General features: G+C 66.4%; 11 protein-coding genes and 1 riboswitch. Of the genes, 8 read left to right on the plus strand and 3 right to left on the minus strand.

Annotation, left to right across the window (positions count from 1 at the left end; translation table 11 throughout):
• The first annotated feature begins 113 nt into the window (after positions 1–113).
• The 5 genes from hisN to LPN03_RS19810 all read left to right on the plus strand — a co-directional run bounded on the left by hisN (position 114) and on the right by LPN03_RS19810 (position 5,671).
• Positions 114–929 carry a histidinol-phosphatase gene (hisN, locus tag LPN03_RS19790; RefSeq protein ID WP_262455614.1) on the plus strand — a complete coding sequence of 272 codons (816 nt, stop codon included), beginning with the start codon at positions 114–116 and terminating at the stop codon, positions 927–929.
• Positions 930–1,037: 108 nt separating this feature from the next.
• A riboswitch (SAM riboswitch) is annotated at positions 1,038–1,151 on the plus strand.
• A 56-nt stretch (positions 1,152–1,207) separates the two neighbouring features.
• On the plus strand, positions 1,208–2,650 hold the full coding sequence (locus tag LPN03_RS19795; RefSeq protein ID WP_262455615.1) for an aminotransferase class V-fold PLP-dependent enzyme: 1,443 nt from the start codon (positions 1,208–1,210) through the stop codon (positions 2,648–2,650).
• Positions 2,651–2,774: 124 nt separating this feature from the next.
• Entirely contained in the window at positions 2,775–3,545 is a 771-nt protein-coding gene (locus tag LPN03_RS19800) for a class I SAM-dependent methyltransferase (protein WP_262455616.1), read from the plus strand.
• A gap of 63 nt (positions 3,546–3,608) precedes the next feature.
• The gene (locus tag LPN03_RS19805) at positions 3,609–4,883 is read left to right on the plus strand and encodes an Nramp family divalent metal transporter (RefSeq protein WP_262455617.1); all 1,275 of its coding nucleotides are present in this window, start codon (positions 3,609–3,611) and stop codon (positions 4,881–4,883) included.
• Between the two features lie 20 nt (positions 4,884–4,903).
• On the plus strand, positions 4,904–5,671 hold the full coding sequence (locus LPN03_RS19810) for a metal-dependent transcriptional regulator (protein ID WP_262455618.1): 768 nt from the start codon (positions 4,904–4,906) through the stop codon (positions 5,669–5,671).
• A gap of 46 nt (positions 5,672–5,717) precedes the next feature.
• Here the strand turns inward: LPN03_RS19810 and LPN03_RS19815 are convergent, their stop codons facing one another.
• The 3 genes from LPN03_RS19815 to LPN03_RS19825 form a co-directional block, all read right to left on the minus strand.
• Entirely contained in the window at positions 5,718–6,104 is a 387-nt protein-coding gene (locus LPN03_RS19815) for a YrdB family protein (protein ID WP_262455619.1), read from the minus strand.
• A 14-nt stretch (positions 6,105–6,118) separates the two neighbouring features.
• Positions 6,119–7,780 carry an AMP-binding protein gene (locus tag LPN03_RS19820; protein WP_262455620.1) on the minus strand — a complete coding sequence of 554 codons (1,662 nt, stop codon included), beginning with the start codon at positions 7,778–7,780 and terminating at the stop codon, positions 6,119–6,121.
• Between the two features lie 119 nt (positions 7,781–7,899).
• Complete coding sequence (locus tag LPN03_RS19825; protein WP_262455621.1) at positions 7,900–8,199, minus strand: DUF4193 domain-containing protein; 300 nt, start codon at positions 8,197–8,199, stop codon at positions 7,900–7,902.
• Positions 8,200–8,472: 273 nt separating this feature from the next.
• Between LPN03_RS19825 and LPN03_RS19830 the strand changes: the two genes are divergently transcribed.
• The 3 genes from LPN03_RS19830 (at position 8,473) to LPN03_RS19840 (ending at position 10,358) form a co-directional block, all read left to right on the plus strand.
• Positions 8,473–8,868, plus strand: a complete 396-nt coding sequence (locus LPN03_RS19830) for a hypothetical protein (RefSeq protein WP_262455622.1) — start codon at positions 8,473–8,475, stop codon at positions 8,866–8,868.
• Between the two features lie 63 nt (positions 8,869–8,931).
• Positions 8,932–9,666: a hypothetical protein gene (locus LPN03_RS19835; protein WP_262455623.1), complete on the plus strand. Its 735-nt coding sequence runs from the start codon at positions 8,932–8,934 to the stop codon at positions 9,664–9,666.
• Positions 9,663–10,358, plus strand: coding sequence for a hypothetical protein (locus LPN03_RS19840; RefSeq protein ID WP_262455624.1), 696 nt, complete (start codon positions 9,663–9,665; stop codon positions 10,356–10,358). The genes LPN03_RS19835 and LPN03_RS19840 overlap by 4 nt, the downstream gene beginning before the upstream one ends.
• The last annotated feature ends 326 nt before the right edge of the window (positions 10,359–10,684 follow it).

A 10,684-nucleotide genomic window follows, 5' to 3' on the forward strand; every position in this document is an offset into this window, starting at 1 on the left:
CGCCCGCACGGAAGGCCGCGCCGAAGCCAAGGAACTCGGCACGACCGGGTAGCCCCGTGGCCAGCACCGTGTACTCCCGCACTATTGCCCCAACTACCGATACGGTGATGGATATGACCACCCCACCCCAGACGTACAACGACGACCTCCGGCTGGCCCACGTCCTGGCCGACACCGTCGACTCGCTGACCATGTCCCGCTTCAAGGCCCTGGACCTGCAAATAGAGACGAAGCCGGACCTGACGCCGGTGACGGACGCGGACAAGGCGGCGGAGGAGTCGATCCGCAGCCAGCTCTCCCGCGTGCGGCCACGGGACGCCGTGCTGGGTGAGGAATTTGGCAGCAGCGGGCACGGTTCCAGGCGGTGGATCATCGACCCGATTGACGGCACCAAGAACTTCGTGCGCGGCGTGCCGGTGTGGGCAACGCTGATTGCCCTGGTGGATGAGGGCCGGCCGGTGGTCGGCGTCGTGAGCGCCCCGGCCCTGGGCAAGCGCTGGTGGGCCGCGGAGGGCACAGGCGCCTACATGGGCAAGTCGCTGGCGGCGGCCACGCGCATCCGCGTCTCCAACGTTTCCGAGCTTTCCGACGCATCGCTTTCATACTCCTCGCTGACGGGCTGGGCCGAACGCGGCAACCGGGATGAGTTCATCGCCCTGACCGACGATGTCTGGCGCACGCGGGCCTATGGTGACTTCTGGTCATACTGCCTGGTGGCCGAGGGCGCCGTGGACATCGCCTGTGAGCCGGAGCTGAACCTGTACGACATGGCCGCACTGGTGCCCATTGTCACCGAAGCCGGCGGCCGCTTCACCTCGCTGGACGGCGTGGACGGCCCGTTCGGCGGCAATGCACTGGCCACCAATTCCATTCTCCACACCGACGTGCTGCGCCGGCTGAACCCGGGCTGGGACGACCTCCTCGCCTGACCCATGTGTGGCACAGCCGGGTTAACTGCGGCGCCGGCCGCCGTGGTGCAACGCCGGGTTTCGTAACAAATGCGGAAGAGGCCCGGGTGGGCTACTATTTTTGGCATAGGTCACGAGTGCCAGCGCTAAACCCCGGTTTGCTGGCCGGCAACCCTCCTTTCGCGGCGGGGTGCCCCGGGTGACGACCTGGCCAGGCCGGAGCGGTCTTGGCAAGCGCGGATTTCCCGTCCCGTTCCCAAGCGGCGCGGTGCGGTGAGTCCTTCCTGTGAGGGAGCCCCATGAATTCTGCCATCCTTGAAAAAGCCCACACCGTTGTTGCCCGCCCAGCGGCGGCCGGCATTTCAGCCGCCCCCCTGCTGCCCGTGGTGGGCAGCGAACTGGCGGCACCCCTGATCACGGGCGGCACCACGCGGTACGTGAACCTTGACTACGCCGCGTCGGCGCCCGCCGTGGAAGACGTTTCAGCACACCTGGGCCAAATCCTGCCGTACTACGCCAGCGTGCACCGCGGCGCAGGATTTGCTTCCCAGGTCAGCACCTCGGTTTACGAGAACGCCCGGCACATTGTGGCGGATTTTTTGGGCGCACGCGGCGATGACACCGTCATTTTCACCCGCAACACCACGGACTCGCTGAACCTTCTGGCGGGCTGCGTGGGATCACTGCTGGCGGGGAACGGCCACGTTGACGGCCCCTCCAATGACCATGGCGAGGTGCTCTACCTGGACATTGAGCACCATGCGAACCTGCTGCCGTGGCAGGCCCTCCCCCACCGTTCCGTGGTGGCCGGGCACTCCGTGGCCTCCACGCTGCATCGGGTTGAAACCCAGCTGCGCGCCGGAAACGTGGTGCTGCTGGCCGTCACCGGCGCCTCGAATGTCACGGGCGAGGTGCTGCCCGTGGCGGAGCTCGCCGCCCTGGCGCACCGGCACGGCGCCCGCATTGTGGTGGACGCCGCCCAGCTGGCCCCGCACCGCCGCATCGACATGGCCCGGGACGGCATCGACTACCTGGCATTTTCGGGCCACAAGCTCTACGCACCCTTCGGTGCGGGCGTGTTGGTGGGCCGGCCGGACTGGCTCGACGCCGGCACGCCGCACCTGGCGGGGGGCGGCGCCGTCAAGGACGTCCGGCTTCAGTCTGTGCGCTGGACGGAAGGCCCGGCCCGCCACGAGGCCGGCTCGCCCAACGTCCTCGGCGCAGCCACGCTGGCCCGGGCCACGCAGGTGCTCTCAGCCCTGGACCCCGCGCAGTGGCGGGCCCACGAAGAGGAGCTCCGCGCCCGCCTGGTGGCCGGCCTTGGGCAACTGGAAGGCGTCACCGTCCACCAGCTCTTTGCCGACGCCGACACGTACCCGAAGTGCGGGAGCATCGGCGTCGTGAACTTTTCCGTTGAGGGGTACGACGCCGGCCTGGTCGCCGCGTACCTGTCCGCCGAGCACGGCGTGGGCGTGCGTGACGGACGCTTCTGCGCGCACCCGCTGCTGCGGCGCCTGGGCCTGGCGGCCGGTTCGCTGCGGGCCAGTTTTGGCGTGGGGTCCCGGGCGGAGGATGCGGACCGGCTGGTGGATGGCGTGGCCGCCCTGCTGCGGGACGGCCTGGGCTGGGACTACGTGGTGGACGCCGGCCGTTGGGTCCCGGCCAACGACTCCCGCAGCTTCCCGGACTGGGCACCGAATGTGCCCGGAACAGCCGGCGCGGCCCCCTGCTCCACCGACTAGCCAACTGTGTGTCAGAAGTTGCACTCGCATCAACCAATTTCGATTGTTCGGCGTGCAACTTCTGACACATAGTTGGGGGCACGGTAGAGTGGACCGGCGGAATCGGCACCAGGAGGGCAACACCATGACAGGGCAGGGCGGTCCGGTATTTGACGGCGCACGGCGGATCGAAATGGCGGACGCCTTCCAGGAGGGAGGCGAGCACTACGACCGCGTGCGGCCCGGCTACCCGCCCGAGTCGCTCGAGTGGCTCCTCGAGGGCCGGGACGCGGATGCGGCCCTCGACGTGCTCGACGTCGGTGCCGGCACCGGCAAGTTCACCCAGCTGTTGGATGGACGCGGCTGGCGGGTGACCGCCGTCGACCCATCGGCTGACATGCTGGCCCAGCTTCAGCGCAACTTCCCCGCCGCAAGAACCCTGGACGGCACGGCAGAGCACCTGGACCTGGCGGACCATTCCATCGACCTCGCCGTGGCTGCCCAGGCCTGGCACTGGTGCGACCCCCTGGCGGCCAGCACCGAGTTGGCACGGGTGCTGCGACCGGGCGGCACAGTGGGGCTGGTCTGGAACCAGCTCGACGTCGGCACGCCGTGGGTGCACCGCCTGGCCCGGATCATGCACGCCGGGGACGTCCACAAGCCCGACTTCCGCCCCCATGTGGGCCCCGAGCTCAAGGGACTTCAATGCCTGGAGACCCGGTGGGGGCAGCAGGCCACCCCGGAGGGGCTGCTGGAGCTGGTCAAGTCGCGCAGCTACTACCTCAAGGCCGGCGCGGCCATCCGGGCCAAGGTGCTGGCCAACCTCCACTGGTACCTCTTCGACCATCTCGGCCACACCCCCGGCGAAAATCTGGCCCTGCCCTACTTCACGCAAACCTGGCGGGCGCACACCTGAGGCCTCGACATTTGACCAGCTCTGTGCCTATTATTTCGGTATGCCTAAATAAATTATTTAGGAATGTCGAAGGATGGTTCGTTGCTGGATACCGCGAAAGTCCCAACCCGGCAGCGGCGCCGCCCCAGGGGCGGGCTGCTGTATTTGCTGGGCCCGGCCTTCGTCGCCGCCATCGCCTACGTGGACCCCGGCAATGTTGCGGCCAACCTGACCTCCGGCGCCGCCTACGGCTACCTGCTGGTGTGGGTGCTGGTGGCCGCCAACTTCATGGCCATGCTGATCCAGTACCAGTCAGCCAAGCTCGGGGTGGTGACGGGCAAATCCCTGCCGCAAATCCTCGGTGAACGCTTCGGCACTACGGGCCGGCGCTTGTTCTGGGTGCAGGCCGAGCTGGTGGTCGTGGCCACGGACTTGGCGGAGGTGGTGGGCGGCGCCATAGCCCTGAACCTGCTGTTCGGCGTCCCCCTGCCCGCCGGCGGGATCATTGTGGGCGTGGCATCCATCCTGCTGCTGACGGTCCAGAACCGCCACGGTCAGCGGCACTTTGAAAGCATCATCATTTTCCTGCTGTTCATCATCACGGTCGGATTCCTCGCCGGCCTGGTCCTGAGTCCGCCGGACCCGGAGGGCATGCTCGCCGGCCTGGTCCCGCGCTTCCAGGGCGTCAACAGCGTCATGCTGGCGGCCGGCATGCTGGGTGCCACCGTCATGCCCCATGCCATCTACCTGCACTCCCAGCTGGCCAAGGACAGGCACCCTGATGCCCGGCGCACTCCTGAAAACCTCAACCGGGTCATCAGGGCCACGCGCTGGGACGTGGTTGTTGCCCTGCTCCTGGCCGGTGCGGTGAACATCGGCATGCTGGTCCTGGCGGCCTCCACCCTGGGCGGGGTGTCGGGCACCGACTCCATTGAGGGGGCGCACGCGGCCATCGTGGCCAACCTGGGACCTGTGATCGGCGTCGTGTTTGCCGTGGGCCTGCTGGCCTCCGGCCTGGCGTCAACGTCCGTGGGCGCCTATGCGGGGGCCACCATCATGCACGGCCTGCTCAAGGTCCGCATCCCGCTGCTGAGTCGGCGCCTGATCAGCCTGATCCCGGCAGTGACACTCCTCGCGGTCGGCGTGGACCCCACGTGGGCACTGATCGTGAGCCAGATCGTGCTCAGTTTTGGCATCCCCTTCGCCCTGATCCCGCTCCTGCAGCTTACGGCGGACAAAGAACTCATGGGCACCCACCGCGACGCCCTGCCGCTGCGGCTGGCGGCGCTTGCCAGCGTGGCCGTGATCGTGGCACTGAATGCTGTGCTCCTGTGGCTGACCTTCACCGGACAGGCCTGACCACCGGTAGGCTGGATGCCGTGAAGCCAACCCCCACGTCCTCCAGCATTGAAGACTACGTCAAGGTCATTTACTCCTTCACGGAGTGGCAGGACAAGCCCATCACGTCCACGCAGCTGGCCGCACGGCTGGGTGTGGCCAACTCCTCCGTGTCCGAAATGGTCCGCAAGCTCAAGGACCAGGACCTGGTGGAGCATGAGCCCTACAGCCCCATCCGCCTCACGAAGGCGGGCCTGCAGCTGGCCCTGTCCATGGTCCGGCGCCACCGGCTGCTGGAAACCTACCTGGTCCGCGAGCTCGGCTACACCTGGGACGAGGTCCATGAGGAGGCCGAACTGCTCGAACACGCTGTCTCCGAAACGTTCATCCAGCGCATGGCGGCCAAGCTGGGCAACCCCACCCGCGACCCCCACGGCGACCCCATCCCGGATGCCGGCGGCCACATCACCATGCCGCCGTCGCACCGGCTGGACGAACTGGACGCGGGGCACCGCGGCCGGGTCAGCCGCATCAGCGACCACAACCCCGAACTGCTCCGCTATCTCAATGAACACGGCATCGGGGTGGACACCGAGCTGCAAATTGTGGGCCGGCGGCCCTTTGGCGGCACCCTGGAAGTCCTGGCGGCCCCTGCCGGGTCCAAGGACATGGACGACGCCGTCCAGCTCGACTTGGGCGACGAGGCTGCGGTTTCGCTATGGCTGGTCACCGAAGGCAGCCACCCCGGCTGCACGGTCCAGGAACTCACGGGCGGCTCCCTCATGAGCCCCCACACAAGCAGCCCGTAGGGCCGGGAGGCAGCCGAAGAATGCCGTGCCGGCACTGGCGTGCAGGCTATTTGGGCTCCACCACCCACGACACCGCGAACCAGGCGGCCGCAACCACCAGCATGATGACGCCCAACACCGCCGTTCCGGAGGCGAGCAGGGCGGCACCTGCCAGGACGAACACCGCCAGCGACGCCACGGCAACCATTCTCCCGGGCAGCCGACGCGAGCTTTTCGGTGCCATGAAGATGCCCCAAAGCACCACCACAACGGCCGGGACGCCCAGGCCCAGCACCAGGTTCCACGGACTGTCGTGCCTGAAGCCCCAAAAAAGGAAGGCTGCCACCATGCCGATTTCCAGCAGAAATCCCACGGCAGCGGCGGCCATGCCGGCGGCGGACATATTCAGTCCTGCTGCCCTGGCCGGGGGCGCTTCGGCCCTGCGTCGTCCCATGGTGTCTCCCGGTCCTAGTCGTTGAAGTTCTTGGCGGCACGTTCGCGGCGCAGGACATAGCGCTGGACCTTGCCACTGGGCGTCTTGGGAAGTTCCGGGACAAAGTGCACCCGGCGCGGGTAGGCATGGGCGGCAAAGCGGGTTTTCACCAGCTGCTGCAACTCCCCCAGCAATGATTCAGAGGCGTCAAATCCTTGGTTGAGGACCACATACGCTTCCAGGACCTCGCCCCGGATTTCATCGGGCGTGCCGATCACGGCAGCCTCCGCAACTGCAGGGTGGGACACCAACACGGATTCCACATCGAAGGGCCCAATCCGGTAGCCCGCCATGATGATCACGTCATCGTCCCGGGAGGAAAAGTAAAGGTAGCCGTCCGCGTCCCTGCGCCCGGCGTCTCCCGTCAGGTACCAGGCACCGCCGCCGGCAATGCGCCCGGCCGTCCTGTCGGGGGCATCCACATACCCGGGGAACCAAAAGAAAGGGCTGTCGGCGACATTGATGGCCAGCCGGCCTGCTTCGCCGGCGGAGGCCGGGGTGTCGCCGTCGTCGGAGAGCACATCGACGCTCCAGCCCGGGAGGGACACGCCCATGGAACCGGGCCGCAGGGGCGCTGCGAGGCCGTCCAGCCAGGCATTGCCGGCGACCATGCCGTGTTCCGTCTGTCCGTACTGGTCCCGAACATCCAGGCCAAAGGCGGTTCGCCCCCACTCGATCACGTCGGGGGTGAGCGGCTCTCCCGCGCTGGATGCCCGGCGCAGCACGTGCTGTTGCTGCGCTGCGGATCCTGCGCGCAGGGCCCGGTACACGGTGGGTGCGGCAGCGAAGTTTGTCACCTGGTACCGGTCCATGACGGCCCAGGTCGTCTCGGGGCTGAAGCCCGCCGACAGCAGCAGCGATCGAGTGCCCGCGGCCAGCGGCGCCATCAGCGCAAAGTACAGGCCGTATGCCCAGCCGGGGTCGGCCATGTTCCAAAAGACGTCATCGGGGCGCACGTCCAGCCCAAACTCCTGATAGCCCACAAAGGATGCCACGGCGCGCAGCGGAATCGGGACTCCCTTGGGGGTGCCGGTGGTGCCGGAGGTGAACAGCTGCACCAGTGTGCCGTCGCCGCCCACGGCGACCGGACCGCCGTCGGGCAGGTCCCCGGCGGCTGCCTGGGCGAAGGCACCGCGGCCCTCCACCATCTCGGCGAAGGAGGCGTCGTAGCCAAACGCCTCGCCGCGGGCCACCACCACGGGTGTGGAGGCATCGTTGGGGATCTCCCCAGGCGGGACCAGCTTGCGCCGCTGGTCCGCGTCGCAGATGACGAGCTTGGCTGCCGTGGCCTCCAGGCGGAAGGCAATGGCGTCATGTGCAAACGCCGTGAACAGCGGCACATCCACGGCACCGAGGCGCCAAATCCCCAGCAGCGCCACCACCAATTCGGCCGACTTGCCCATGAGCGTGGCCACATGGTCCCCGCGCCGCACGCCGAGGGTGCTTAACGCGGCGGCAAACCGCACGGATTTCTCGCGCAGTTCGCCGTATGTCACCTCATCCGAGCCCAAGTCGGGCCGCACCACAGTGAAGGCGACGTTTCCGGCGGGGTGTCTGTCGCACAGCAGTTCAACGGCGTTGGCACCGGTGCCGCCAAAAGTCTCCAGTAGTTCGCGAACCCTGTCCTGGGCATTCATTCCTTGCACGCTCCCTTGGCCGGCAGCCCGGCCCAATGCCGCGACTGTTGCACCAAGGCCTTCATATCACGTACACCAAAGCCGCAGGGGATTCCCTGGCGGCACACGCGCCGGGCCTTCTAGCCTTCGCAGTCCTTGCAGTACAGCAGACCGTTCTTCTCACGGGCCACCTGGCTGCGGTGGCGGACCAGGAAGCAGGAGGCACAGGTGAACTCGTCTTCCTGCGCGGGGATGACCTGGACCACCAGTTCCTCATTGGAAAGGTCAGCTCCGGGCAGGTCCATGCCTTCTGCCGTGTCGGAATCCTCGACGTCAATATGCGCCGTCTGTGCACCGCCACGCTGAACCTGGAGCGCCTGCAGCGACTCTGTCTCGTGGTCTTCATCCTTGTTGCGGGGTGCGTCGTAATCCGTTGCCATGCGGTTTTCTAACTCCTGAAGTGCTCGTGGTTGCGGCGGGGTATTTCAGCGCCCCATCCTAGCCCCTCAAAGCTGGATTCGTGCCCTTAAATTCCCAATGTTTTCCCACAGCATAGGGTATGGCCGAGGCGTTTTATTCCAAATGGCCCAAATATCACCAAAATCACCGCAGCATTTCGTGCACCATGTGGCGATTCTCACTCTCGCGACCCCGCCGGGCACCCCGCCTCCCGCTCGCCTCCCTTCGGGGTGACGCCCTATCCTTGAGGGAACATGCCAAACAACCCAAGCCCCGCCAACCGTTCCCTCAACCGCCGCCAGGTGTCCCAGGCCCTGAACATTCCCCCCGAGATGGCGGCACGCAACGGCATCCCGCCACGCATGAAGGAATCCGAGGTGGCCGAGCTGGACGCGAACCCGCCGGCGTGGCTGGCCCAGTCCCGCGCCAATTCCACCGGCAAACGCCCGGTCTGGGTGGAACTGCGCTGCTACGTGTGCGATTTCCATGAGCTGGCCCGGCCCAAGAAATGGTGGCCGGAGTTCAGCTTTGTGCTGTGCGATTTTCACCGCAATGACGAGCTCCCGCTTCCGCAGGCCGGATGGCGGCGCAGCGAGTTTGAAGGCGTTGGCAGCCGCTTCCGTGGCATTGTTGACACGGTGGACCCGTAACGGCACGCCGCCGTCGAACCGCCCCGCCAACTCCCCACACCCAACACAGAGAGGAGCCGTGCCGTGACAGTCCCGTCCAAGAATTTCCAGCAGTGGCTGAACTCCGTGGCCGGAGCAGCCAGCCACTCGGCCGTGTGCCGTGCTGCCGGCATCAAGCGCTCAACCCTGGCCCAGCAGCTGGTGAGGGGGCGGGTGTCCGTGGGCACCGTGGCAGCCGTCAGCCGTTCCCTCCACCTGCCGGTGGTCCAGTCCCTGTCCGCCTTCGAAAAGTACCGGGATCTGGCTGCGGGGGTTCTTCCGCCCACGGACGCGGAGCTGCTCAGCCAGGTCTCGGACACGGATCTGCTGCAGGAAATCCTCAACCGCAGTGCCGCTGCCGACAACGGTACTGCAGCCCGGGAGGTCTCGCTGGCCCCCATCCCGCACCGGGTGTCCGTGCGGACGTGGCTTGACGCCGTCGGCCCTGCCGACCTGCGTCAACGGGCGGCCCGGGCGGCCGGCATCGCGCCCCAAAACCTGTCGGCACAGGTCACGGCGAACCGGCTTGCTCCCGAACTGGCCATCCACTGCGCCCGCATTGCCGGCGTCGGCCTTGCCAACGGACTCGTGGTGACAGGCTTTCTCAGCTCGGACGAAGCGGGATGGATGCCCCATGCCCGTGAAGAGCTGTTGCGGCGCACGCCCAGCAGCACACTGCTTGCCCTGTCCGCTGAACGCATGGAGGCGTTGGGCAAGACCATGAAGCGCCTGGAGGCCGACGCCGAAGCTGACCAGTCCGTGTGGGAGAACCTCGGATGACAGCCATCCTGCAATGGGCCGCGTTGGTGTTCTGTGCTGCCTGCACGCTCTGGCGGCTGCCCGCCCTGGTGAAGGGGCGCAACCGGCGCTTGTTTTGGGTGTTTGCCCTGGTGTCCGTCAGCGTGGCCTTGAGCATCCCGTCGATTTATCTGCCGGTGGACGGCCTGCTGGGCGGGATCAACCTGGCGAACGTGGTGCTGCGTCTGTGCCTTTTCGCGGCAATCTTTCTGGTGTCCGCAAAAATTGCTGCAGCCTACAAGTCCCCCCTTGCGGCAAAGCTTATCCAGGGGCCGTGGGGCATTTCAGTGTTGGTGGCTTGTTCGGCGGGCATCCTGACCACCTATTTGCTTTCCGACGTCCGCGGCTCCAGCACGGGCCTGTGGGAATTCCCCTCGCAACCAACAGTAATTGTCTACGCCTGGTTTGGCAGGGCGTATCTGGCCTACGCCGCCGCCTGCCTGGTGCCACCCACGGCACGGGCCGCCCTGACCGCACGGCGAACCCTGAACCGCGTCGCGGCGCTGTGCATGTGCGGCGGCTTCACCTTGGGGTGCCTCCCGGCGTTATTGCAGCTTTTGCCGCTGGATGTCTCAGGTGTCATGGGAACCATCTTTTTCGGTGCCATCCTGCTGGTGGCGATCGGTCTGGCACTTGTTTGGGTGTCATTCATGCGCCATCCCCTGAAGCCATGACGGCCTGTGTTCACTTTTCCATTAGTTTCTGACATACTAATGAATGTGTGAACATCACTTGCCGTGAGGGCACATGCGATGTCTTTGGGGGTAAGTGGTGGCCGGCAGCAATGCAGCCACCACTTAGTCGTTTAAGGCCTCCCACACATGAATCCGGCCGATTCCGGCCACCGGCCAAGACCTTGACGCGAAGAAGGCCACGATAGACTGAAGCGGACTATGGGCGCTGTCAGGCAAACCCTGCCATATGCATCCGCCCCGGCACACACCCCGTGCCATATGAAAGGTTTTTTGGCCATGTCTGTTGGTGTTTTTGATTTGTTTTC

Origin of the sequence: Arthrobacter sp. A2-55, assembly GCF_025548615.1 — a bacterium.
Classification (GTDB): domain Bacteria; phylum Actinomycetota; class Actinomycetes; order Actinomycetales; family Micrococcaceae; genus Specibacter; species Specibacter silviterrae.

Coding starts and splice junctions, on each gene's coding strand:
- hisN (WP_262455614.1), top strand. CDS start 114: ATGACCACCCCACCCCAGACGTACAACGACGACCTCCGGCTGGCCCAC.
- LPN03_RS19795 (WP_262455615.1), top strand. CDS start 1,208: ATGAATTCTGCCATCCTTGAAAAAGCCCACACCGTTGTTGCCCGCCCA.
- LPN03_RS19800 (WP_262455616.1), top strand. CDS start 2,775: ATGACAGGGCAGGGCGGTCCGGTATTTGACGGCGCACGGCGGATCGAA.
- LPN03_RS19805 (WP_262455617.1), top strand. CDS start 3,609: ATGTCGAAGGATGGTTCGTTGCTGGATACCGCGAAAGTCCCAACCCGG.
- LPN03_RS19815 (WP_262455619.1), bottom strand. CDS start 6,104: ATGGGACGACGCAGGGCCGAAGCGCCCCCGGCCAGGGCAGCAGGACTG.
- LPN03_RS19820 (WP_262455620.1), bottom strand. CDS start 7,780: ATGAATGCCCAGGACAGGGTTCGCGAACTACTGGAGACTTTTGGCGGC.
- LPN03_RS19825 (WP_262455621.1), bottom strand. CDS start 8,199: ATGGCAACGGATTACGACGCACCCCGCAACAAGGATGAAGACCACGAG.
- LPN03_RS19830 (WP_262455622.1), top strand. CDS start 8,473: ATGCCAAACAACCCAAGCCCCGCCAACCGTTCCCTCAACCGCCGCCAG.
- LPN03_RS19840 (WP_262455624.1), top strand. CDS start 9,663: ATGACAGCCATCCTGCAATGGGCCGCGTTGGTGTTCTGTGCTGCCTGC.